Raw genomic sequence first — 23,869 nt, forward strand, 5'->3', positions numbered from 1 at the left:
GCCGGACGCGCTGAATGGCATTCCGCGCCGCCGCAGCGCAAGTGTCCCCGGACGGCAGCGCGGCATGGGGGACGAAGGATCGCCCGTCAGTCGAGCCGCGCCGAGGCCGATTCCGCCGGCACATGGCGCACCCGCTCGCGATAGAGCAGGTAGAGGCCCGACGCGATGACGATGCCCGCCCCGACGAAGGTCCAGCGGTCCGGCCACTGGCCGAAGACGAACCAGCCGAGCAGCAGCATCCAGATGATCTGCGAGTAGATGAAGGGCGCCAGCACCATCGCCGGCGCCAGCCTGTGCGCCAGAATCAGGAGCCAGTGCCCGACGCCACCGAACACGCCGATGGCGACGATGACCGCCCAGGCCATCGCCGTCTGCGGCGTCTCCCAGATCCAGGGCAGCAGCGGCAAGGTGGCGAGCGTCCCCGCGGCGCCGGAATAGACCATCGTCGTCTCCGGCGAGTCATGGCCGACGAGCATCCGGGTCGAGATCGCGTAGAAGGCGTAGCAGATGCAGCCAGCCATGCTCAGCAGCGCAGCCGGATGCATGCTTCCGAAACCCGGCCGCGTCACCACCAGCACGCCGATGAAGCCGACGCCGATCGCAGCGAGGCGGCGCGGCCCCGGCCATTCGCCCAGCATCGGACCGGAGGCCAGAGCCACCAGCAGCGGTCCCGCAAACATGATCGAGATCGTCTCAGCAAGCTGGAGATAGATCAGGGCCACGAAATTGAAGGCGGTCGAGCCAAGCAGCAGCAGCGAGCGCACCCATTGCAGGGCGGGCTTCTTGGTGCGCAGCACCCCCGGGCGCGTCCATGGATTGATGAGGATGAACACCAGCACCATGCTGCCCGCATAGCGCGCGAACACCACCTGCAGCGGGTTCATCGACTGGCCGAGCCATTTCGCGCTGGCATCGAGCATGGAGAACAGGAAGACGGCCGCGCAGATCAGGCCGATCGCGACCATCCGCGTTCGTCTCGCCTCGGAAGACGCCTCGGATGGGGACACGTCAGGCTTCGCCATGCTCTGGAGGAATGACGAAACCAGATTTAACCGATTTGGAGGGCTCCGCCACCACGCTGAAGCATGCGCTCCATGCAGAAATCAGGCGTCGCTATCGGCCTCGTCGATATCCGCGTCGAGGTCGTCGGTCTCAGCCCCTGCCTTGGAGAGCCCCTTGGCCGCCTTGCGCAGCAGCTTGCGCAATTGCTTGCGCTCCTTGCCGTCGAGCTTGTCGAGCAGCTCCTCCTCGACATCGTTCCAGAGCGCATCGAGCTCGGCCGCCGTCTTCTGGCCGGCTTCCGTCAGCGCCACCTGGACGAGCCGCCCGTCGCGGCTGCCGCCCTCGCGCGTCACCAGCCCCTGCAGCGAGAGCCGACCGATCGTCTTGGAAACCGTCGGCGGCTTGACGCGCAGCAGCGAAGCCAGTTCGCCCATCGTCATCGGTGCCGCCTGCAACGCCTTCAGGGCTTGCTCCTGTCCGGGAAACAGGCCGAGCCCGTTCAGCCGCTCACCCATCCGTGACCTGTGCAGCCGTGCCGTCACCAACAGGGCACGGCCGACGCTCTTCTCGATAGCCTTGGTCATGGTCAATCCTTCGGGCCGATCCTTGGACGGATAAGGAAGACGCTTCGCCGGCTCTCTGCTCGCGCGCCAACATGACAGAGAAATGACACTCCCGTGTCAGAGAAAAAAGACTTAGCCCTTCACGACGACTTTCTGCAGAAGCGGCGATACCGAGCTGCGTCCGGCCTTTGCTCGGCCGAAGATTGCCGGCAAGGCGAAGCGTCAGCCGGCGATAGCGATCCTGTTGCGGCTCAATATCGCCCCGGCGGCGGGTATACCGCCGAAGCTGCATGAGCCGCCCCCGCGCGCAGGGTTTTCGGGCTTGTCCCTGCCGGCCGGATCGCGCATGAGGGCGACGTCAGCACGAGCAAGAGGTCCGACCATGGCCGGTGAAGCCCGCATCATCGACGGCAAGGCTGCTGCGGCAACACTTCGGGCCGAGATCGGGCGCGAAGTCGCCGCCATCAAAGCTGCGCGCGGGCTCGTGCCCGGCCTGCATGTCGTGCTGGTCGGCGAGGACCCGGCGAGCAAGGTCTATGTCGCCTCGAAGGAGAAGCTCGCCGTCGAGGTCGGCATGAACTCCGTCGCCCATCGACTGCCGGCCGAGACGACGGAGGCCGAACTCCTCGCCAAGCTCGCCGAGCTCAATGCCGACGACAGCGTCGACGGTATCCTCGTGCAACTGCCGCTGCCGAAGCATATCGACACCGGGCGCATCATCGACGCCATCGACCCGGCCAAGGATGTCGATGGTCTGCACCCGATCAACGCCGGCCTGCTCGCCGGCGGCAAGAACGGTCTGGTGCCCTGCACCCCGCTCGGCTGCATGCTGCTGCTCAGGCAGGCCCTGCCCTCGCTCGCGGGTCTGGATGCCGTCGTGATCGGCCGCTCGGAACTCGTCGGCCGCCCGGTCGCGCAACTCCTGCTTCAGGCGGATTGCACCGTCACCATCGCCCATTCCCGCACGCGCGACTTAGCCAGCGTGGCGCGCCGCGCCGACATCGTCATCGCCGCCGTCGGCCGCCCGCACATGGTCAAGGCCGACTGGATCAAGCCCGGCGCGACCGTGATCGATGTCGGCATCAACCGCTTGGAGGACGGCAAGCTCGCCGGCGATGTCGATTTCACCGAAGCGGTGAAGGTCGCGGGCGCGATCACGCCCGTCCCCGGCGGCGTCGGCCCGATGACCATCGCCTGCCTGCTCAAGAACACGCTGACGGCGTTCCGCGCGCGGCGGGGGTAAGCGCCCCTCGCCGCTCCGGCATCGCGCAGCGACGCATCCGGCCTCGTGGCACCAGCCTGAAAAGAAAGGAGCCGCAACGAGTGCGGCTCCTCAGCATTCATGGCTTCCGGGCCCGTATCTTGCGCCCCGGAATGACGGGGCTGCGCGACCCGCTCACATATGGATCTGGCGCTTCTCCACCGCCATCGCGGCTTCCTTCACCGCCTCGGCCAGCGTCGGATGCGCGTGGCAGGTGCGGGCAAGGTCTTCGGACGAGCCGCCGAACTCCATCAGCACCGTCACCTCGGCGATCAGGTCGCCGGCATGCGGGCCGATGATGTGGCAGCCCAGCACGCGGTCGCTCGCCGCATCGGCCAGCACCTTCACGAAGCCGTCCGTATGCCGCATGGCGCGGGCGCGACCATTCGCCGTGAAGGGGAACTTGCCGACCTTGTAGGCGACGCCCGCGGCCTTGAGCTCTTCCTCGGTCTTGCCGATCGCCGCCACTTCCGGCGCGGTGTAGACGATGCCCGGAATGGCGTCGTAGTTCACATGGCCCGCCTTGCCGGCGATGAGCTCGGCGACAGCCATGCCCTCGTCCTCGGCCTTGTGCGCCAGCATCGGCCCGCGCACCACGTCACCGATCGCGTAGATGCCTGCGACATTGGTGCGGAAATGATCGTCGATCACGACGCGGCCGCGCTCGGTGGCGACGCCTGCCTTGTCGAGGCCGAGGCCGTCCGTGTTCGGGCGCCGGCCGATCGCGACCAGCACGATGTCGGCGTTGAGCGTCCTGGCCTCGCCGCCGGCGGCGGGCTCGACGGTGACCGTCGCGCCGCCCTTCTTGCCCGTCTCGACCTTGGTGACCTTGGAGCCCAGCTGGAAGGTGAAGCCCTGCTTCTCCAGGATGCGCTGGAACTGCTTGGCGACCTCGCCATCCATGCCCGGCAGGATGCGGTCGAGATACTCGACGACGGTGACCTTGGCGCCGAGACGACCCCAGACCGAGCCGATCTCGAGGCCGATTACGCCGGCGCCGACCACGACGAGTTCCTTCGGAACGCCCGTCAGCTCGAGCGCGCCGGTCGAGGTCACGACCGTCTTCTCGTCGATCTCGACGCCCGGCAGCGGTGCCGATTCCGAGCCGGTGGCGATGACGATGTTCTTCGCCTCCAGCTCCTGCGTCTTGCCGTCCGCGGCCGTCACGACGACCTTGCCGGGCGCGGGGATCGAGGCCGTGCCGTGGAAGGGGTCGATCTTGTTCTTCTTCAGCAGGAAGGCGACGCCGTTGACGTTGGCGTCGACGGTCTCCTGCTTGTGGGCCATCATCGCCTTGAGATCGAGCTTCGGCTTGCCGACGACGACGCCGAGCTTCTCGAAGGTGTGGCCGGCCTCGTCGAACATCTCGGAGGCGTGCAGCAGCGCCTTGGAGGGGATGCAGCCGACATTGAGGCAGGTGCCGCCATGGGTGGCGCGCTTCTCGACGACGGCGACCTTGAGGCCGAGCTGGGCAGCCCGAATGGCGCAGACATAGCCCCCGGGGCCGGTTCCGATGACGACGAGATCGTAGGCCGCAGCCATGGTGAGTTCCTTCCGTAAATGGTGCGTTTCGGCCCCGCCCTAGCGGGCGCCGGTCACGTTGAGCACAGCGCCGTTGGTGTAGGAGGCTTCGTCCGAAAGCAGCCAGGCGATCGCCTGCGCCACTTCGAGTGCCGAGCCCTCGCGCTTCATCGGCAGCTGGTCGCGCATCTCCGCGACACGGTCAGGCCAGCCGCCGCTGGCATGGATGTCGGTGTCGATGATGCCGGGTCGGACCGCGTTGACGCGGACGCCCTCGGCCGCGACCTCGCGGGCAAGGCCGAGCGTGAAGACATCGATGCCGGCCTTGGCCGCCGCATAGTCGACATACTGGCCCGCCGCGGTCAGCACCGCGGCGGCCGAGGACAGGTTGACGATACCGCCCCCCTGCCCGCCATGCCGCGTCGACATGCGCTTCACCGCCTCGCGGGCACAGAGGAAGCTGCCGATCATGTTGATCCGGAACATCCGCTCCAGACGCTCGACGCTCATCTCGTCGATGCGGGCCGGGGTGTCGATCACCCCGGCATTGTTGACCAGCGCCTTCAGCGGGCCGAGCCTGTCCGCCGCTGCGAAGATCGCAAGGACGTCGTCCTCGACGCCAACATCGCCTTTCACCGCCACGGCCTGGCGGCCCAAGGCGTTGATGGCGTCGACCACCTCAGCCGCAGCCTGCGCATTGGCCTGATAGTTGACGACGACGTCGTAGCCGCGCTCCGCGAGCAGGATCGCGGCCGCCCGGCCAATTCCCCGGCTGCCGCCGGTGACGATGGCAACGCCCGACATGAGCCCGCCCCCTTCTGCCGTGCGATCAGAGATCGAGGACGAGGCGCGCCGGATCCTCCAGCCCTTCCTTGAGGCGGACGAGGAAGGTCACGGCCTCCTTGCCGTCGATGATGCGGTGGTCGTAGCTGACCGCCAGATACATCATCGGGCGGATCTCGATCTTGCCGCCGACGACCATCGGGCGCTCCTGGATCTTGTGCATGCCCAGGATCGCCGACTGCGGCGCGTTCAGGATCGGGGTCGACATCAGCGAGCCGTAGACGCCGCCATTCGAGATCGTGAAGGTGCCGCCCTGCATCTCCTCGATCTTGAGCTGGCCGTCACGGGCCTTCTTGCCGAACACACCGATCTGCTTCTCGACGCCGGCGATGGAGAGTGCGTCCGCATCGCGCACGACCGGAACCACCAGGCCCTTGTCGGTGCCGACGGCGACGCCGATGTGGTAGTAGTTCTTGTAGATGATGTCGGTGCCGTCGATCTCGGCGTTGACGGCCGGGATTTCTTTCAGCGCCTGCACCGCGGCCTTCACGAAGAAGCCCATGAAGCCGAGCTTGACGCCGTGCTTCTTCTCGAAGGCGTCCTTGTACTGGTTGCGCAGCGCCATGACGTTGGTCATGTCGACCTCGTTGAAGGTCGTCAGCATCGCGGCGGTGGACTGAGCCTCCTTGAGGCGGCGCGCGATGGTCTGGCGCAGCTTCGTCATCTTGACGCGCTCTTCGCGCGAGGCGTCGTCCGCCACTGACGGAGCGCGAACCTGGACCGGGGCGGCAGCAGCCGGAGCCGCAGCGCCGCCGGTCGCGATCGCGGCCAGCATGTCACCCTTGGTGACGCGGCCGTCCTTGCCTGAAGCCGCGACATTCGCCGGGCTCACGCCGCTCTCGGCCGCCAGGCGAGAAACGGCCGGGCCGGAATCGGCGGCCTTGGTCGCGGGCTTGATCTCGGTGTCGCCGGCGACGGCGCCGGTCTTCTTCTCGGCTTCGGCGACGCTGCTGGCGCCGGCCTTGCCGGCGGCCTGGGCGACCGCGGTCTCTTCCTTCTTCGGGGCAGCAGCCGCGCCGCCTTCGGCGATCGTGCCGAGCAGCGCGCTGACGCCGACCGTGTCGCCTTCCTTGGCGACGATTTCGCCGAGCACGCCGGCGGCCGGCGCGTTGACTTCGAGCGTCACCTTGTCGGTCTCGAGCTCGACAAGAGGCTCGTCGGCCTTCACCGCCTCGCCGGGCTTCTTGAACCACTTGCCGATGGTGGCCTCGGAAACGGATTCGCCGAGGGTGGGTACGCGGATTTCGGTCGCCATGTCAGGCCTCTGTTGTCTCGTTCTGTGGCGGCCGATGCGGCACCGGCCCGGCTATCAAGGATGGACGGTCAGGCCGCGAAGGCCTCGTCGAGGAAGGCGTTGAGCTGGGCCATGTGCTTGGACATCAGGCCCGTCGCCGTCGCGGCCGAGGCCGGGCGGCCGACATAGCGCGGCCGCTTCGACTTCGAGCCGGCATGGCCCAGAACCCATTCGAGATAGGGCTCGACGAAGGTCCAGGAGCCCATGTTCTTCGGCTCCTCCTGGCACCAGACCACATCGGCGCCCTTGAAGCGCGAAAGCTCCTGCGCCAGCGTCTTCAGCGGGAAGGGATACAGCTGTTCGACGCGCATCAGGTAGACGTCGTCCACGCCGCGCTTCTCGCGCTCTTCCAGCAGGTCGTAATAGACCTTGCCCGAGCAGAGCACGACGCGGCGGATCTTGCCGTCCTTGACCAGCTTGGTGGCCGACTTCCCGCGCTCGGCATCGTCATGCAGCACGCGGTGGAAGGTCGAGCCCTCGGCGAGGTCCGCCAGGTCCGAAACGCAGCGCTTGTGGCGCAGCAGCGACTTCGGCGTCATCAGGATCAGCGGCTTGCGGAAATCGCGCTTCAGCTGCCGGCGCAGGATGTGGAAGTAGCTCGCCGGCGTCGAGCAGTTCGCGACCTGCATGTTGTCCTCGGCGCACATCTGCAGGAAGCGCTCGAGGCGGGCGGAGGAGTGCTCCGGACCCTGGCCCTCATAGCCATGCGGCAGCAGGCAGACGAGGCCGGACATGCGCAGCCACTTGCGCTCGCCCGACGAGATGAACTGGTCGAACACGACCTGTGCCCCGTTGGCGAAGTCGCCGAACTGCGCCTCCCACATCGTCAGCGCGTTGGGTTCCGACAGGGTATAGCCGTATTCGAAGCCGAGCACAGCCTCTTCCGAGAGCATCGAATTGATGACCTCGTAGCGGGCCTGATCGTCGCGGATGTCGTTCAGCGACGTATGGCGGGCTTCCGTCTCCTGGTCGATCAGCACCGAATGGCGCTGCGAGAAGGTGCCGCGCTCGCAATCCTGGCCCGAGAGGCGCACCGGGTTGCCGTCGAGCAGCAGTGAACCGAAGGCCAGCGCCTCGGCGGTCGCCCAGTCGATGCCCTCGCCAGCCTCGACCGCCTTCTTGCGGTTGTCGAGGAAGCGCTGGATCGTGCGGTGGACGTTGAAGCCTGCCGGCACCGAGGTGATCTTGTCGGTGATCTCCTTGAGGGTCGCCGCCGGCACGCCGGTGGCGCCGCGGCGCGGATCGTCCTCGTCGGCGCGGATCGCCTTCATGCCGGCCCAGCGGCCGTCGAGCCAGTCCGCCTTGTTCGGCTTGAAGGTCTGGCCGGCATCGAACTCGATCTCGAGCTTCGCCTTCCAGTCGGCACGGGCCTTGTCGAGCTCGCCCGGCGCCAGAACGCCTTCGGCTTCGAGCTTGGCGCCGTAGAGCTCCAGCGTCGACTTGTGGCCGCGGATCTTGCGGTACATCAGCGGCTGGGTGAAGCCCGGTTCATCGCCCTCGTTATGGCCGAAGCGGCGATAGCAGAACATGTCGATCACGACCGGCTTGTGGAACTTCTGCCGGAACTCGATCGCGACCTTGGCCGCAAAAACCACCGCCTCCGGATCGTCGCCGTTCACATGGAACACCGGCGCCTCGACCATCTTCGCCACGTCGGACGGATAGGGCGAGGAGCGCGAATAGCGCGGATAGGTGGTGAAGCCGATCTGGTTGTTGATGATGAAGTGCAGCGAGCCGCCGGTGCGATGGCCCTTCAGCCCCGAGAGACCGAGGCACTCCGCCACCACGCCCTGGCCGGCGAAGGCCGCGTCGCCATGGATCAGCAGCGGCAGCACCTTGGAGCGCTCGACGATGTCGCCGAACTGGTCCTGCTTGGCGCGCACCTTGCCGAGCACCACGGGGTCGACGATCTCGAGATGCGACGGGTTGGCGGTCAGCGAGATGTGGACGTTGTTGCCGTCGAACTCGCGGTCGGACGAAGCACCGAGATGGTACTTCACGTCGCCCGAGCCCTCGACGTCGTCGGGGGCGAAGGAGCCGCCCTTGAACTCGTGGAAGAGCGCGCGATGCGTCTTGCCGAGCACCTGGGTCAGCACGTTCAGGCGGCCGCGATGGGCCATGCCGAACACGATGTCGCGCACGCCGAGCGCGCCGCCGCGCTTGATGATCTGCTCCAGCGCCGGAACCAGCGCCTCTCCACCATCGAGGCCGAAGCGCTTGGTGCCGGTATACTTGAGATCGATGAACTTCTCGAAGCCCTCGGCCTCGACCAGCTTGTTCAGGATCGCGCGCTTGCCCTCGCGGGTGAAGGCGATCTCCTTGTCCGGTCCCTCGATGCGCTCCTGCAGCCAAGCCTTCTGCTCGGGGTCGGAGATATGCATGAACTCGACGCCGACCGTGCCGCAATAGGTCCGCTGCAGCACCGTGACCATCTCGCGGACGGTAGCGAACTCCATGCCGAGCACGTTGTCGATGAAGATCTTGCGGTCGAGGTCGGCCTCGCCGAAGCCGAAGGCGGCCGGCGACAGCTCCTCGGAATCCTTGACCTGCTCGATGCCGAGCGGGTCGAGGTTGGCATGGAGATGGCCGCGCATGCGATAGGCGCGGATCAGCATGATGGCGCGCACGGAATCGCGCGTCGCCTGCTGAACGTCCGCCGGGGAGAGCGTCGTGCCGGCGGCCTTCGCCTTGGCGCCCAGCTTGTCGGAGACGACCTTCTCGACCACCGCCCAGTTGCCGTCCAGCGCCGAGATCAGGTCGCCATTGGCGACGATCGGCCAGTTCGGCTTCTTCCAAGAAGCACCCTTGGCGTTGTCCAGAACCGACTGCTTGTCGTCCTGCAGCGCGCCGAAGAAGCTCTGCCACTGCTCGTCGACCGACTTCGGGTCGGCCTCGTAGCGGGCGTAGAGATCCTCGATATAGGCCGCGTTGCCGCCATAGAGGAACCCGGTCTGCGCGAGAGCCTCGTTGATGTCCTGGCGAGCCATGATGCTCCTGCCTTCCTTCGCCGCTTGCGATATGCCCGGCCCCTCACCGGACATTCTGCTTAACTCTTCATGCTCGGAGCTTGCCCCGGGCATCCTGTATTCCAACGACGCCCGGCCGGAGCCGGGCTGTTTCTTCGCATGTGGCGACACGCAATGGCCGGCTCGAGGCCGGCCATTGGGCCGCAAGGGCGCCTCAGCCCTTCAACACTTCGACCAAGGTCTTTCCAAGGCGCGCCGGCGAGGGCGAGACCCGGATGCCGGCCGCTTCCATGGCCGCGATCTTGTCCTCGGCACCGCCCTTGCCGCCCGAGATGATCGCGCCCGCATGGCCCATACGGCGGCCGGGAGGAGCCGTGCGGCCGGCGATGAAGCCGACCATCGGCTTCTTGCGCCCGCGCTTGGCCTCGTCCTTGATGAACTGCGCCGCGTCCTCCTCGGCCGAGCCGCCGATCTCGCCGATCATGACGATCGAGGTGGTCTTCGGGTCCGCCAGGAACATTTCGAGCATGTCGATGAACTCGGTGCCCTTGACCGGATCGCCACCGATGCCGACGGCGGTCGTCTGGCCGAGGCCTTCGTTCGAGGTCTGGAACACCGCCTCATAGGTCAGCGTGCCGGAGCGCGAGACGATGCCGACCGAGCCCGGCTTGAAGATGTTGGCCGGCATGATGCCGATCTTCGATTCGCCGGCGGTGACGACGCCGGGGCAGTTCGGCCCGATCAGGCGGGTCTTGGAGCCGACCAGCGAGCGCTTGACCTTGACCATGTCGAGCACCGGGATGCCCTCGGTGATGCAGATCACCAGCGGGATCTCGGCGTCGATCGCCTCGCAGATCGCGTCCGCGGCGCCCGGAGGCGGCACATAGACGACGGACGCGGTGGCGCCGGTCTGGGCCTTCGCCTCGTGCACGCTGTCGAAGACAGGCAGGCCGAGATGCAGCGAGCCGCCCTTGCCCGGCGAGGTGCCGCCGACCATCTGCGTGCCATAGGCGATCGCCTGCTCGGAGTGGAAGGTCCCGTTCTTGCCGGTGAAGCCCTGGCAGATGACCTTGGTGTTCTTGTCGATCAGGATGGACATGTCTGCTCCTCAGGCCTTCTTGACCGCAGCGACGATCTTCTGCGCCGCATCGTCGAGGTCGTCGGCGGGAATGACGTTCAGGCCGGATTCGCGGATGATCTTCTTGCCTTCCTCGACATTCGTACCTTCGAGGCGCACCACCAGCGGAACTTCGAGGCCGACGGCCTTCACAGCCGCGAGCACGCCGCGGGCGATGACGTCGCACTTCATGATGCCGCCGAAGATGTTGACGAGGATGCCCTTCACCTTCGGGTCGGCGGTGATGATCTTGAAGGCCGCGGTCACCTTCTCCTCGGTGGCGCCGCCGCCGACGTCGAGGAAGTTCGCCGGGCTTTCGCCGTAGAGCTGGATGATGTCGAGCGTCGCCATGGCGAGGCCCGCGCCATTGACCATGCAGCCGATCGTGCCGTCGAGCGCGATATAGGCGAGGTCATACTTCGACGCCTCGATCTCCTTCTCATCCTCCTCCGTGACGTCGCGCAGCGCGACGACTTCGGGGTGACGGTAGAGCGAGTTCGAGTCGAACGAGACCTTGGCGTCCAGGCACTTGATCTGGCCCTGCGTCGTCACGATCAGCGGGTTGATCTCGAGCATGTCCATGTCCTTGGCCACGAACGCCGCGTAGATCTGGCCCAGCACGGTGCCGGCCTGCTTGGCGAGGTCGCCCTTCAGACCGAGGATGCGCGCCATGGCGCGGCCGTGATGCGGCATGATGCCGGTGGCGGGATCGACCGAGAAGGTCTCGATCTTCTCGGGCGTGTCATGCGCGACGGCCTCGATGTCCATGCCGCCCTCGGTCGAGATGACGAAGGCGATGCGCGAGGTCTCGCGGTCGACCAGCGCCGAGAGGTAGAACTCCTTCTCGATGTCCGAGCCGTCCTCGATATAGAGGCGGTTGACCTGCTTGCCGGTCTCGCCGGTCTGGATGGTGACCAGCGTGTTGCCGAGCATCTCCTTGGCGTGGCTCTCGACTTCCTCGACCGACTTGGCCAGGCGCACGCCGCCCTTGGCGTCGGGGCCGAGTTCCTTGAACTTGCCCTTGCCGCGACCGCCGGCATGGATCTGCGACTTCACGACATAAAGCGGGCCGGGCAGCTTCTTGGCGGCCTCGACGGCCTCGGCGACGGTCAGCGCCGGGAAGCCGGCGGAGACGGGCGCGCCGAACTCCTTGAGGATGGCCTTGCCCTGGTATTCATGGATGTTCATGTGCTCGGTTTCCCTGACAGCGAATGCGAATGGCGAGGAGCGGGCGGAAGATGGCGGGCGCTCTCAGCGCCGGCGCCATCTCGCCACCCGCTTCATGTCACACCAGCGACGGATCGACGGTCTTGCAGGCGTCGATGAGCGACTGGACGGAGGCGACCGACTTCGCCAGCATCTCCTTCTCGGCGCCGTTGAGGCGGATCTTGACGACGCGCTCGATGCCCTTGGCACCGATCACCACCGGCACGCCGACGAACATGTCCTTGACGCCGTACTGGCCCTTGAGGGCGGCAGCCGCCGGCAGCACGCGCTTCTGGTCCTTGAGATAGCTCTCGGCCATCGCGATCGCCGAGGCCGCGGGAGCGTAGAAGGCGGAGCCGGTCTTCAGCAGGTTGACGATCTCGCCGCCGCCCTTGCGGGTGCGCTCGACGATGGCGTCCAGCTTCTCCTGCGTGGTCCACTTCATCTTGACGAGGTCCGGCAGCGGGATGCCGGCGACACCCGAATAGCGGACCAGCGGCACCATGTCGTCGCCATGGCCGCCGAGCACGAAGGCCGAGACGTCCTTGACCGAAACCTGGAACTCCTCGGCGAGGAAGTGGCGGAAGCGGGCCGAGTCGAGCACGCCGGCCATGCCGCAGATCATGTTCGGCTTGACGCCCGAGAACTTCTGCAGCGCCCAGACCATGGCGTCGAGCGGGTTGGTGATGCAGATCACGAAGGCCTTGGGGGCATACTGCTTGATGCCCTCGCCGACGGCCTTCATGACCTTCAGGTTGATGCCGATCAGGTCGTCGCGGCTCATGCCGGGCTTGCGCGGCACGCCGGCGGTGACGATGACGACGTCGGCGCCCTTGATGTCCTCGTAGGTGTTCGTGCCCTTGTAGCCGGCGTCGAAGCCGTCGACCGGCGCGGATTCGGCGATGTCCAGACCCTTGCCCTGCGGGATGCCCTCGGCGATGTCGAAGAGGACGACGTCCCCCAGTTCCTTCAGGCCGGCGAGGTGGGCGAGCGTGCCGCCGATCTGGCCGGAGCCGATGAGGGCGATCTTCTTACGGGCCATAGCCTAGTCCTTTGTTCTGGCGCTTCGACCGAAGCCGGCTCCAGCCGGTCCGGGCATCCAAATGCCTTGGCATTGCGAGAGGCCGGCGAGCCGGCCAAACCGTGCGTTCCTTTGGCCCAAACCGGGCTTTTGCCGCAACCCTCGCCGGAAAAGCGGCTTTTTCCGGGCTGTCGGGCGCAAGCGCTACGCGCGCGGGCAGACAGATTATTATTTTTCAAAGGCTTGCGCCGAATTCACTAAATTGCGCTCGGCTTCCGGGGCTGGAGCCAGGCTGGAAATCCGCCGATTACAATTTACGAATTTTGTAATTCGTCACCAGATTTTTCACACGATCCCGCTGCCGAGCACTCGCAGGATCACCCGGATCAGGGTGGAGAGCCTCGTATCGACCGAGGTCTGCGGCACGTCCGCCTCCAGCGCCAGCGAGGCCGGATGGATGAAGCGATGCGTGGCGTCGATGACGAAGGCGACGGCCCGGTCGCGGTCGCGCGGCTCGAAGACGCCGGTCGCGATGCCCTCGTCGACGACGCGTTCGAACAGCGCGCGCACGCGGGTGCGGTTGCGCCGGCTGATGGCATGGCGCTTCGCCACGGCCTGCGACAGGGCCGCGAAGAGATGCGGGTCCTCGCTCAGCAGGTCGCGATTGGCCTTGGCGAGCGCCATGATCAGGCGCTCCAGCTTGTCGTCGGCGGGATCGGGACCGTCGGCGATGTCGGCGAGCCGGCGCTCGGTCGCCTTCAGCCAGACATCGACCACCGCATCGACCAGCGCCACGCGCGAAGGGAAATAGCGGTAGACATTGGCGTGGGTCATCCCCGCCTCTTCCGCCACCGCGACGACGGTGAAGCGCTTCAGCCCGAACTTGCGCAGATGCTCGCTGGCGACCGTGAGGATGCGGGTCTCGCTCGGCTCGCGCTGCGGCATGGGTCAGGTCTCGACCAGTCCGGTGGCATCCCCGCTCGCGGTCGAATCCGGCCGGCCATGCGGCATGGCGAGATACTCCTCCGAGCGCATCTCGATCAGCCGTGAGACCGTCCGGTCGAACTCAAAGGCCTCGCGCCCCTGCCTGGCATGGTAGAGTTCGTGCGGCTCGGCCGCCGCGGAGGCGACGAGCTTGACGTGGTGCTCGTAGAGCGTGTCGATCAGGATGATGAAGCGCTTGGCCTCGTTGCGCCGGTCGAAATCGAGGATCGGGATATCGTCGAGCACCAGCGTGTGGAAGCGCTGCGCCAGCGCGATGTAGTCCGAAGCGCCATAGGCCTGGCTGCACAGATCGGCGAAATGCGCCCGCGCCACGCCGCCCGCCGCCTGCGGCACGACGAGGTCGTGCCCCTGCACGTTGAGCACAGCCCTCGGCCCTTCCGCGACGCCGGAAAGTGCCTTGAAGGCAGCGTCGAGCGCGGCCTTCGCCTTCGGATCGGCCGGAACGTGATAGACCGGCGCACCGCCGAGCTTTTCCAGCCGGAAATCGGTACGGGAATCGAGGCGCAGCACCTCGACCTTGACCTGAAGCAGATCGATGAAGGGCAGGAACAGCGCCCGGTTGAGCCCGCCCTCATAGAGCCGCGAGGGCTCGACATTCGAGGTCGCGACCACCACGACCCCGGCCGCGAACAATGCGGTGAAGAGCCGCCCCAGGATCATCGCATCGGCGATGTCGGTGACGGTGAACTCGTCGAAGCAGAGCAGATAGGCTTCTGCGGCGAGATCCGCCGCCACGGGCGCGATCGGGTCGTTCTCCTTGACCTCGCCGCTCTTGATCTTCTGGCGATAGGCATGGACGCGCCCGTGCACATCCGCCAGGAACTCGTGGAAATGCACCCGGCGCTTGCGCTTCACCGGCGCCGCCTCGAAGAACATGTCCATCAGCATGGTCTTGCCGCGGCCGACCGAGCCCCAGATGTAGAGCCCCGTCGGCACCTCGCCGGCGGCAGGCTTCTTGCCGAACAGCCAGCCGAGCGCGCTGCCCTTGCGGGCGAGCCGGCGCGCCGCGAGCGTGGCGCTCAGCGCTTCGAGCTTCTTCACGACAGCGACCTGCGCAGGATCGCGCTCGATGGCTCCCGCCTCGACCTGGGCGGCATAACGGTCGGTGATCGAGGCGGTCATGATGCGGAGAGCGGTGGCGTGGTCGGGAAGGAAGACCTCAACGGGTTACGGCAGCCCCGCCGGCACCGCAAGCCCATGGGGCGAATCCGTCATTGCGAGCAAAGCGAGACAATCCAGGGAGAGGCAGAGCGCTGCCGCCCCTGGATTGCTTCGTCGCATTGCTCCTCGCAATGACGGCTAGCGCGAGGACGCCCGCGCCTCACTCGCCCTGGTTGAGGACAATCGGCTTCAGCGGGTTGTCGACGAGGCCGTACTTGGCGATCAGCGCGTCATAGCCGCCATTGGCCTGGAGCCGGTCGATCGCGCCCTTGACCGCGTCGCGCAGCTGGGTGCCCTCGGCCGTCTTCGAGAACGGCATGCCGCTCAGCGAGCGGGTGAAGGGCTTGCCGAGCGGGATGTAGGTGTTGGGCTCCAGCTTCTGGAAATGGCCCATCGTCTCGCTGCCCTGGACGCCGCCCTGCAGGCGCTGCGTCTTGAGCTGCGTCCGGGCGTCGGCCGAACCTTCGGTGCCGACCACGGTGATCGCCGGCTTGCCCTTGGCGACGCAGTTCGCCTCGCTCCACTCGCCGATCTGGCGCGGCCAGTTGGTCGAGCGGCTGGCGCCGACGCTCTTGCCGCAGAGGTCCTCAACCGACTTCACTTGATCCTTGAAGGCCGACACCGTGTAGAACTGCGCGCCCGAGACCATGTAGTCGACGAAATCGACCTGCTCGCGCCGGGCCGGCAGGTCGCTCATGCCGGCCAGCACGGTGTCGACGCGGCCGGTCTGCAGCGAGGGCAGCATCTGGGCGAAGGCGATCTCCTGCCACTCCACCTTGACGCCGAGTTCCTTGCCGATGGCCTCGCCGAGCTCGATGTCGAAGCCAGAGAGCTGGTTGGTGGCCGGGTCCTTGAAGGAGATCGGCGGGTAGTTCGGCATCGTCGCGATGACGATCTTGCCGGCGGTCTTGACGCGCTCCGGCAGGGCCTGGGCCTGGGCGGCCAGAGCGGTCGCCGCAAGCAGGGCGGAGGCGAGGGTCAAACGAAGCATTGGGTCTCTCCCGGTTATGAAATGATACCGATCGTCACTTCAGGACGGCCGCGATGAAGTCGCGCGTGCGTTGCTGCTGCGGCGCGACGAGAACGGTCTGCGGCGGACCCTGCTCGACGATCTCGCCCTTGTCCATGAACACGACGTCGCCCGCGACCTCGCGCGCGAAGCCGAGTTCATGCGTCACCACGATCATGGTCATGCCCGTCGCGGCGAGATCGCGCATCACGTTCAGCACCTCGCCGACGAGCTCGGGGTCGAGCGCCGAGGTCGGCTCGTCGAAGAGCATCAGCTTCGGCTTCATCGCCAGCGCCCGCGCGATGGCGATGCGCTGTTGCTGCCCGCCGGAAAGCTCGCTCGGATAGGCGTCGCGCTTGTCCGAGAGGCCGACGCGCTCAAGCAGGGCCATGGCTTCCGCGACGATCTCCTTGCGCGGGCGCTTGAGAACGGTGAGCGGCCCCTCGATGATGTTCTGCAGCGCCGTCATGTGGTTGAACAGGTTGAAGCGCTGGAAGACCATGCCGGTCGCCAGACGCTGCTGCGAGACCTCGGGATCGGTCAGCTCATGCAGCGTCTCGCCGACACGGCGATAGCCGATCAGCTCGCCATCGACGGCAATCGCGCCCTCATCGATCTTCTCGAGCTGGTTGATGCAGCGAAGAAGCGTCGACTTGCCCGAGCCCGAGGGGCCGATGATGCACTGAACCGTGCCGGGCTCGATCGAGAGCGAGACATTGTTCAGCGCCTTGAGCGGGCCGAAGAACTTGCTGACATTGGCGACGGTGACGATCGCCGTATCGGACGGAACCATGGTCGCGGCCGCGCTCATGCGGGTTCCTCCTGCACGGTGGCGCGTTTTGCGCGCCGCTCTCCGCGCCCCTTCGAGAAATGGCGCTCGAGGAAATACTGGCCGATCTGCAGCACCGTCACCACGAGGAGGTACCAGCCGGCGGCGACGATCAGCAATTCGATGACGCGCGCATTGGCATAGTAGATCGTCTGCGCATTGCGCAGGATCTCCGCATACTGGATCACGCTCGCCACGGAGGTGAGCTTCACCATGCTGATGACCTCGTTGCCGACCGGCGGGATGATGACCCGCATCGCCTGCGGCAGCACGATCCGGCGCAACGTCGTCAGCCGCGTCATACCGATCGCCTTGGCGGCTTCGGTCTGGCCGGTATCGACGGAGAGGATGCCGCCGCGCACCACCTCGGCGGTATAGGCGCCCTGGTTCATGCCGAGCCCGAGCAGCGTCGCCATGAACGGCCCGATGACGTCGATGGTGCGCCAGGAGATGACGCCGGGAATGCCGATGGTCGGGAAGATCAGCGCCAGGTTGAACCAGAGCAGCAGTTGCAGCAGCAGCGGCGTGCCGCGGAAGAACCAGATGTAGAACAGCGCGACGCTGCGCAGCACCGGGTTCGGCGACATGTACATGATCGCAAAGACAATCCCGAGCACGATGCCGAGCGCCATGGCGCAGGCGGTCATGATCAGCGTGTTGACCAGACCGGCGAGGATCGCCGGCGCCGTGAAGAACTGCGCGACCACCGGCCAGGCGATATCGCCCTGAGCGAAGGCCAGCACCACCCAGGCCAGCGCGAAGGTGATGGCGATGGCGGCGACCCAGCGTCCGTAGAAGCGCCGCGGCACGATCCTGAGGCGGGCGACGGCCGCAAGCTCACGGCTAGTGATCGGCGAGGTGATGGCGCTCATCGCCGCTCCTTCGGGCTTTGGGTGGAAGGACGATCGCGAAACCGCCCGTCCTCGGCGAGATCGCCGTTATAGAAAAGTCTTACGTCCTTCAAGAAGCGGGCCAGCGCGAAACCTCCCCGGTCCCCGCGCGTTCTCACCCGGAGGAGGCTCCATGCTCACAATCCTGCCTGCGCCCGATCATGTCGGCGCCTACCGCTTGTCCGAAACTCTGACGGTCGAGGATCTGGACCGCATCATCGCCGATATCGAATCGCGGCTGGGACGGCACGAGCATGTCGGCATTCTCGCCGATCTCACCGGCTTCACCGACATGACACTCAAGGCCGCCTGGAAGGATGCGCGCTATAGCATCGGCAAGCTCTGGGAGCTGCGCCGCTTCCCGCGCGAGGCGGTGATCACCGACAATGGCTGGCTGTCCGGCTTCGTAAGCCTGGTGAACCCGGCGATCCCCTTCGTCACCGTGCGGGCCTTCAAGCCCGATCAGTTCGAGGAAGCCCTGGCCTGGGCCGGCGACATCGAAGGCGGGCCGAACGCCTGAGCCTGCCGCTATTTGCGCGCGTCAGCTGCGCGCAAACGTCTCGTCGAAGGCGTAACCGGCGCCGCGAACGGTGCGCAGCGGGTCCTTGGTGTTGACGGGCGTGATCGCCTTGCGCAGGCGCCCGACATGCACGTCCACGGTGCGCTCGTCGATATAGACGTCGCGACCCCAGACCGCGTCGAGAAGCTGGGCGCGCGAATAGACCCGCCCCGGCGCCTGCATCAGGAACTCCAGCAGGCGGAATTCCGTGGGGCCGAGATGCAGCTCGCTGCCGGCGCGGCGGACACGCCTTGTCGTGCGGTCGAGTTCGAGATCGCCCGCCTGCAGCAGCCCCGCAACGTGACCGGGCTTTGCCCTGCGAAGAAGCGCCTGGATGCGCGCAATCAGTTCCGGCAGCGAAAAAGGCTTCACCACATAGTCGTCGGCGCCGGTGGCGAGGCCGCGCACGCGCTCGGTCTCCTCGCCCCGGGCCGTCAGCATGATGATCGGCACCCGCTCGGTGTCGCGCCGCGAGCGCAGGCGACGGCACAGCTCGATGCCGGAGAGCCCCGGCAGCATCCAGTCGAGCAGCACGAGATCGGGAGTGTGGTCGCGCAGATGCAGTTCCGCATCATCCCCACGCGCCACACTGTCCACCTCGAAGCCCTCGGCCTCGAGATTGTAGCGCAGCAGCAGGGTGAGCGGCTCTTCGTCCTCCACGATCAGGATGCGTGCGGCCATCTTCGCCTTCCGTTTCTATTCAGCAGCCACACCGTCATGCTCGCCCTTGTGGCGAGCATCCACGTCTCGAACACGGCCTTCGGCTCGCAAAGACGCGGATGGTCGGGACAGCCGTCCGATCGCGCTTACTGCCCGGTGACCGCTTCGACCTCGATATTGGTCGTGTCGAGCTTCGGCCGGTTCACGTCGAGCGTATCGCCGGTGATGAGATAGTGGATCGTCTCGGCGATGTTGGTGGTGTGGTCGCCGATGCGCTCGATGTTCTTGGCGCAGAACAGCAGATGCGTGCAGAAGGTAATGTTGCGCGGATCCTCCATCATGTAGGTCAGGAGCTCGCGGAACAGCGAGGTGTAGAGCGCGTCGATCTCGTCATCGCGGCGCCAGACCTCCAGCGCCTTCTGCTCGTTGCTGGCGGCATAGGCGTCCAGCACGTCCTTGAGCTGGGCCTGGACGAGCCGGCTGATATGCTCGAGCCCGACCACCGCGCGGTGCGGCGGCTGGAACTGGCCGGAGATGGCGACCGCGCGCTTGGCGATGTTCTTGGCGAGGTCGCCGACGCGCTCGACATCGGCGGCGATGCGGATCGCCGAGATCAGCTCGCGCAGATCCTGCGCCAGCGGCTGGCGGCGGGCGATGGTGAGCACCGCCTTCTCCTCGACATCGCGCTGGAGATTGTCCAGGCGCAGGTCGGCAGAGATGATCTTTTGGGCGAGCGCCGTGTCACGGCGCACCAGCGCCACGGTGGAGTCGGCCAGCATGCGCTCGGCCATGCCGCCCATCTCGGCGAGGCTGCGGCGAAGGCCTTCGAGGTCGGTGTCGTAGGAGCGGACGATATGGTCGGTCATGGCGTGGTCCTCAAAGCACTTTCAAGCGAAGTGAGACCGTTTCGCGTGAAGAAAAAGCGATCATACAAAAGGCGCGGGCTCAGCCGAAGCGGCCGGTGACGTAGTCCTGCGTTTGCTTCTTGGCCGGGTTCATGAAGATCGTGTTGGTCGGCGCGAACTCGATGACCTCGCCCAGATACATGAAGGCGGTGTACTGCGAGATGCGCGCCGCCTGCTGCATGTTGTGCGTGACGATGACGATGGTGAAGTCGCTCTTGAGCTGCTCCAGCAGGTCCTCGATCTTGCCGGTCGAGATCGGGTCGAGCGCCGAGGTCGGCTCGTCGAACAGGATCACCTCCGGCTTCTGCGCGATGGTGCGCGCAATGCACAGGCGCTGCTGCTGGCCGCCCGAAAGGCCCATGCCGGAGCTCTTCAGCTTGTCCTTGACCTCGTCCCACAGGGCCGAGCGGCGCAGCGCGCCCTCGACGCGGTCGTCGAGTTCGGACTTCGGCGGCTTCTCGTAGAGGCGGATACCGAAGGCGACGTTGTCGTAGATCGACATCGGGAAGGGCGTCGGCTTCTGGAACACCATGCCGACGCGCGAGCGCAGCTCGTTCACGTCGACATCCTTGGAGATGACGTTGCGCCCGTCGAGCAGCACCTCGCCCTCGGCGCGCTGCTCCGGGTAGAGCGAGTAGATGCGGTTGAAGATGCGCAGCAGGGTCGACTTGCCGCAACCCGAGGGGCCGATCAGCGCCGTGACGTGGCGGTCACGGAAGTCGAGATTGATGTTCTTCAGCGCCTTGTGCTCGCCGTAGTAGAAATCGAGGTTCTTCACCGCGATGCGGATGGGCGCTTCGGCATCGAGCGTCTGCGGGGAGAGTTCAAGGGTCGAAAGCATCGACATGGTCCTTAAGGTCGGTTCGCAGTCGGGTTGGGTCAGCTCTCACTTGCCGCCGGCGACGATGCGCCGGGCGACGATGGAGAGCACGAGGATCGACATGGTGATGATGAGCGAGCCGGCCCAGGCGAGCTGTTGCCAGTTCTCGTAAGGGGCGGAGGCGAACTGGTAGATCGTCACCGGCAGGTTGGAGACGCCGCCGACGAGGCTCGGCGAGAACCAGAAGTTGTTGTTTAGCGCGGTGAAGATCAGCGGCGCGGTTTCGCCGGCGATGCGGGCCAGCGCCAGCAGGATGCCGGTGACCATGCCGGCCTTGGCCGCGCGCCAGGTCACGCTGGTGATGACGACCGCCGGCGGGGCGCCGAGCGCGGCGCCCGCCTCCCGAAGCGGGCTGGGAACGAGGTTCAGCATGTCCTCGGTGGTGCGCACGATGACCGGGATCGCGATGATGCCGAGCGCGACGCCGCCGGCCCAGCCGGAATAGCCGCGGAACGGCTCGACGAGGATCACATAGACGAACAGACCGATCAGGATCGACGGCGCCGAGAGCAGGATGTCGTTGATGAAGCGGATCAGGTTCGCGAGCTGGGATTTCCGGCCGTATTCCGCGAGCCAGGTGCCGGCTAGCACGCCGATCGGTGTCGCCACCGCAATGCCGAGGAAGGTCAGCACGAAGGAGCCGACGATGGCGTTGGCGAGGCCGCCGCCTTCCGAGCCGGGCCCGGGCGTCACCTGCGTGAAGGTCGCCAGCGAGAGCCCGCCGATGCCCTTCACCACCAGCATGCCGAGGATCCAGAACAGCACGAAGATGGCGCAGAAGGTGAAGCCGGTGGCGATCAGCTTCATGGCGCGGTCGGCGGAGCGCCGGCCCTGGCGCACGCGGCCCCAGGGCACATGCGGCAGTTCGCGGGGAGAGGCGGAGGTCGATGTGGTCATGGCGGTTTCTCCGGGCCTCAGTAGCGCTTGACGCGGGAGACGAGCAGCCGCGCGATGCAGAGGACGACGAAGGTGACGAAGAACAGGATGCAGCCCAGCGCGATCAGCGAATTGAGCTGCAGGCCCATGGCCTCGTTGAACTCGTTGGCGATGCGCGAGGCGATGGTCGAGCCGGGGTCGAGGATCGAGGCCGACAGGCGGTTGGCGTTGCCGACCACGAAGGTCACGGCCATGGTCTCGCCGAGCGCGCGGCCGAGGCCGAGCATGATGGCGCCGATGATCGAGACCCCGGCCTGCGGCACCAGCACATGGCGCACGACCTCCCAGGTCGTCGCCCCGATGCCATAGGCGCTTTCGCGCAGCACGGAGGGGATCTGCTCCAGCATGTCGCGGGTGATCGAGGCGATGAAGGGCACGATCATGAAGGCCAGGATGAAGCCGGCCGTGAAGATGCCGAGGCCCGACGGCGAGCGCGAATAGAGGACGGTGCCGAGGATCGGCATGCCCTCGACGACGTTCGACACCGGAATCTGCACATATTGCGCGAAGAGCGGCACGAAGACGAACAACCCCCACATGCCGTAAATGATCGACGGCACGGCCGCGAGCAGCTCGATCGCAGTGCTGACGGGCTTCTTGAACCAGGCTGGCGCGAGCTGGGTCAGGTAGACCGCGATGCCGAGCGAGAGCGGCACGCCGATGACGAGCGCGATCAGCGCGGTCGAGAGCGTGCCGACGATGGCCGGCCAGGCGCCGTATTGCTCGTTCTGGGTGTCCCAGACGGTCGAGGTGATGAAGCCGAAGCCGAACTCGCGGAAGGCCGGCCAGCCGCCGACGACCATCGAGACCATGATGCCGGCGAGCAGCACGAGCACGAGCAAGGCAGCAGTAAAGCTGGCGGTGCGGAAGAGGCGGTCGAAGCCTGCCTTCGGCGCCCTGCGGGTCACCATGCCCCCGGCGGGAAGGCTCGTCATGTCGGTTGCTGCGGTCATCCGCGGAGGCTCCGGTATCGTGGCTGGAACTGTCGGCGTCCGGTCGCCCGGCCCGATCAGCCTCAGCCCTCATCCTGAGGAGCCGCCGCCGGAACGCGCCTCGAGGGCAGCTTCGGCAGATGCTCCGGGATCATCCATCGGGATGCCGCTGTAGCGGCTCCTCAGGATGAGGGCCAGTGTGTCGGCGAGGCGGAAATTCCGCCTCGCCTTCAGTAGATCGGCAGCGATCAGAAGATCGGCTTGCCGGCGTTGTCGGTCACGCCCTTCCAGGCGTTGCGGACCTGGTCCTTCACATTCGCCGGCAGGGCGACGTAGTCGAGGTCGGCAGCCAGCTTGTCGCCGCTCTTGTAGGCCCAGTCGAAGAACTTCAGCGCGGCCTGCACCTCTTCCGGCTTCTCCGGCTTGGCATGGACCAGGATGAAGGTCGCCGAGGTGATCGGCCAGGCTTCCGCGCCCTTCTGGTTGTTGAGCGAGATGCCGAAGCCGGGGGCCTCGTTCCAGTTGGCGTTGGCGGCAGCGGCCTGGAAGGACTTGTCGTCCGGAGCCGGATAATTGCCGTCGGCGTTCTTCACCAGCGTGTGGGAGAGCTTGTTCTGCTTGGCGTAGGCATATTCGACATAGCCGATCGAGTTGGCGACCTGCTTGACCGAGGCCGAGACGCCCTCATTGCCCTTGCCGCCGATGCCGACCGGCCACTGAACGGCGGTGTTGGTGCCAATCTTCGACTTCCAGTCGGACGAAACCTTCGAGAGGTAGTCGGTGAACTGGAAGGTCGTGCCCGAGCCGTCCGAACGGTAGACCGGGTTGATGTTGGCGTCCGGCAGCGTGACGCCGGCGTTGAGCGAAGCGATCTTCGGGTCGTTCCACTTCTTGATGTCGCCCAGGAAGATCTGGGCGATGACGTCGCCCGAGAGCTTGAGCTTGCCCGGCTCGACGCCGGCGATGTTCACGACGGGAACGATGCCGCCCATCACGGAGGGGAACTGGATCAGGCCGTCCTTGGTCAGGTCCTCGCCCTTGAGCGGAGCGTCGGTGGCGCCGAAGGCGACGGTCTTCGCCTTGATCTGACGGATGCCGCCGCCCGAGCCGATCGACTGGTAGTTCAGGCCGGTACCCGTCTCCTTCTTGTAGGCCTCGGCCCACTTCGCATAGATCGGGAAGGGGAAGGTCGCGCCGGCGCCGGTGATATCGGCAGCCTGGGCGGAACCGGCGATCCCGGCGGCCACGGCCGCGAGAACGAGAATCTTGCGCATTGAGATGTCCTCTCTGGTCGCTGTTTACAGCGGCC

At 66.4% G+C, this 23,869-nt stretch carries 22 protein-coding genes; 2 read left to right on the forward strand and 20 right to left on the reverse strand.

Annotated features, from left to right (window positions below; translation table 11 throughout):
- Positions 1–86: 86 nt before the first annotated feature.
- Together BoBH3_RS00675 and BoBH3_RS00680 are read right to left on the reverse strand one after the other, a co-directional pair.
- The gene (locus BoBH3_RS00675; RefSeq protein ID WP_262328826.1) at positions 87–965 is read right to left on the reverse strand and encodes a DMT family transporter; all 879 of its coding nucleotides are present in this window, start codon (positions 963–965) and stop codon (positions 87–89) included.
- A 138-nt stretch (positions 966–1,103) separates the two neighbouring features.
- Positions 1,104–1,586 carry a MarR family winged helix-turn-helix transcriptional regulator gene (locus BoBH3_RS00680; protein ID WP_262328827.1) on the reverse strand — a complete coding sequence of 161 codons (483 nt, stop codon included), beginning with the start codon at positions 1,584–1,586 and terminating at the stop codon, positions 1,104–1,106.
- A 361-nt stretch (positions 1,587–1,947) separates the two neighbouring features.
- Between BoBH3_RS00680 and folD the strand changes: the two genes are divergently transcribed.
- Positions 1,948–2,808 (forward strand): bifunctional methylenetetrahydrofolate dehydrogenase/methenyltetrahydrofolate cyclohydrolase FolD, encoded by an 861-nt coding sequence (folD, locus tag BoBH3_RS00685; protein ID WP_262328828.1) that lies wholly within the window; start codon positions 1,948–1,950, stop codon positions 2,806–2,808.
- Between the two features lie 153 nt (positions 2,809–2,961).
- Here folD and lpdA read toward each other — a convergent pair whose 3' ends face one another.
- The 12 genes from lpdA to BoBH3_RS00745 all read right to left on the reverse strand — a co-directional run bounded on the left by lpdA (position 2,962) and on the right by BoBH3_RS00745 (position 17,670).
- Entirely contained in the window at positions 2,962–4,368 is a 1,407-nt protein-coding gene (gene lpdA, locus BoBH3_RS00690; RefSeq protein WP_262328829.1) for a dihydrolipoyl dehydrogenase, read from the reverse strand.
- Positions 4,369–4,407: 39 nt separating this feature from the next.
- Positions 4,408–5,151, reverse strand: coding sequence for an SDR family oxidoreductase (locus BoBH3_RS00695; RefSeq protein WP_262328830.1), 744 nt, complete (start codon positions 5,149–5,151; stop codon positions 4,408–4,410).
- A gap of 25 nt (positions 5,152–5,176) precedes the next feature.
- Positions 5,177–6,445: a 2-oxoglutarate dehydrogenase complex dihydrolipoyllysine-residue succinyltransferase gene (gene odhB / locus BoBH3_RS00700; protein ID WP_262328831.1), complete on the reverse strand. Its 1,269-nt coding sequence runs from the start codon at positions 6,443–6,445 to the stop codon at positions 5,177–5,179.
- A gap of 68 nt (positions 6,446–6,513) precedes the next feature.
- Entirely contained in the window at positions 6,514–9,471 is a 2,958-nt protein-coding gene (locus BoBH3_RS00705) for a 2-oxoglutarate dehydrogenase E1 component (RefSeq protein WP_262328832.1), read from the reverse strand.
- Between the two features lie 193 nt (positions 9,472–9,664).
- On the reverse strand, positions 9,665–10,549 hold the full coding sequence (gene sucD / locus BoBH3_RS00710) for a succinate--CoA ligase subunit alpha (RefSeq protein ID WP_262328833.1): 885 nt from the start codon (positions 10,547–10,549) through the stop codon (positions 9,665–9,667).
- Positions 10,550–10,558: 9 nt separating this feature from the next.
- On the reverse strand, positions 10,559–11,755 hold the full coding sequence (sucC, locus tag BoBH3_RS00715; protein ID WP_262328834.1) for an ADP-forming succinate--CoA ligase subunit beta: 1,197 nt from the start codon (positions 11,753–11,755) through the stop codon (positions 10,559–10,561).
- A gap of 97 nt (positions 11,756–11,852) precedes the next feature.
- On the reverse strand, positions 11,853–12,815 hold the full coding sequence (gene mdh / locus BoBH3_RS00720; protein WP_262328835.1) for a malate dehydrogenase: 963 nt from the start codon (positions 12,813–12,815) through the stop codon (positions 11,853–11,855).
- 324 nt (positions 12,816–13,139) lie between these two features.
- Positions 13,140–13,739 carry a TetR/AcrR family transcriptional regulator gene (locus BoBH3_RS00725; RefSeq protein ID WP_262328836.1) on the reverse strand — a complete coding sequence of 200 codons (600 nt, stop codon included), beginning with the start codon at positions 13,737–13,739 and terminating at the stop codon, positions 13,140–13,142.
- Between the two features lie 3 nt (positions 13,740–13,742).
- Positions 13,743–14,921 (reverse strand): cell division protein ZapE, encoded by a 1,179-nt coding sequence (gene zapE, locus BoBH3_RS00730; RefSeq protein WP_262328837.1) that lies wholly within the window; start codon positions 14,919–14,921, stop codon positions 13,743–13,745.
- Positions 14,922–15,120: 199 nt separating this feature from the next.
- Entirely contained in the window at positions 15,121–15,951 is an 831-nt protein-coding gene (locus BoBH3_RS00735; RefSeq protein WP_262328838.1) for an ABC transporter substrate-binding protein, read from the reverse strand.
- A gap of 34 nt (positions 15,952–15,985) precedes the next feature.
- Positions 15,986–16,780 (reverse strand): amino acid ABC transporter ATP-binding protein, encoded by a 795-nt coding sequence (locus BoBH3_RS00740; protein ID WP_316045071.1) that lies wholly within the window; start codon positions 16,778–16,780, stop codon positions 15,986–15,988.
- Complete coding sequence (locus BoBH3_RS00745) at positions 16,777–17,670, reverse strand: amino acid ABC transporter permease (RefSeq protein WP_262328839.1); 894 nt, start codon at positions 17,668–17,670, stop codon at positions 16,777–16,779. The genes BoBH3_RS00740 and BoBH3_RS00745 overlap by 4 nt, the downstream gene beginning before the upstream one ends.
- A gap of 151 nt (positions 17,671–17,821) precedes the next feature.
- Here BoBH3_RS00745 and BoBH3_RS00750 point away from each other — a divergent pair, with 151 nt between their 5' ends.
- A complete protein-coding gene (locus BoBH3_RS00750; protein ID WP_262328840.1) occupies positions 17,822–18,208 on the forward strand; it encodes a SpoIIAA family protein in 387 nt (128 codons plus the stop codon).
- A gap of 21 nt (positions 18,209–18,229) precedes the next feature.
- Here the strand turns inward: BoBH3_RS00750 and phoB are convergent, their stop codons facing one another.
- From phoB to pstS, 6 genes are all read right to left on the reverse strand, one after another.
- A complete protein-coding gene (phoB, locus tag BoBH3_RS00755) occupies positions 18,230–18,928 on the reverse strand; it encodes a phosphate regulon transcriptional regulator PhoB (protein WP_262328841.1) in 699 nt (232 codons plus the stop codon).
- Positions 18,929–19,053: 125 nt separating this feature from the next.
- Entirely contained in the window at positions 19,054–19,773 is a 720-nt protein-coding gene (phoU, locus tag BoBH3_RS00760; protein WP_262328842.1) for a phosphate signaling complex protein PhoU, read from the reverse strand.
- Between the two features lie 79 nt (positions 19,774–19,852).
- Positions 19,853–20,659 carry a phosphate ABC transporter ATP-binding protein PstB gene (gene pstB / locus BoBH3_RS00765; RefSeq protein WP_316045072.1) on the reverse strand — a complete coding sequence of 269 codons (807 nt, stop codon included), beginning with the start codon at positions 20,657–20,659 and terminating at the stop codon, positions 19,853–19,855.
- 39 nt (positions 20,660–20,698) lie between these two features.
- Positions 20,699–21,589, reverse strand: coding sequence for a phosphate ABC transporter permease PstA (gene pstA, locus BoBH3_RS00770; protein ID WP_262328844.1), 891 nt, complete (start codon positions 21,587–21,589; stop codon positions 20,699–20,701).
- A gap of 17 nt (positions 21,590–21,606) precedes the next feature.
- Entirely contained in the window at positions 21,607–22,581 is a 975-nt protein-coding gene (pstC, locus tag BoBH3_RS00775; protein ID WP_262328845.1) for a phosphate ABC transporter permease subunit PstC, read from the reverse strand.
- Positions 22,582–22,808: 227 nt separating this feature from the next.
- A complete protein-coding gene (gene pstS, locus BoBH3_RS00780; protein ID WP_262328846.1) occupies positions 22,809–23,834 on the reverse strand; it encodes a phosphate ABC transporter substrate-binding protein PstS in 1,026 nt (341 codons plus the stop codon).
- Positions 23,835–23,869 lie beyond the last annotated feature (35 nt).

Source organism: Allobosea sp. BH3 (assembly GCF_025499465.1).
Lineage (GTDB): Bacteria > Pseudomonadota > Alphaproteobacteria > Rhizobiales > Beijerinckiaceae > Allobosea.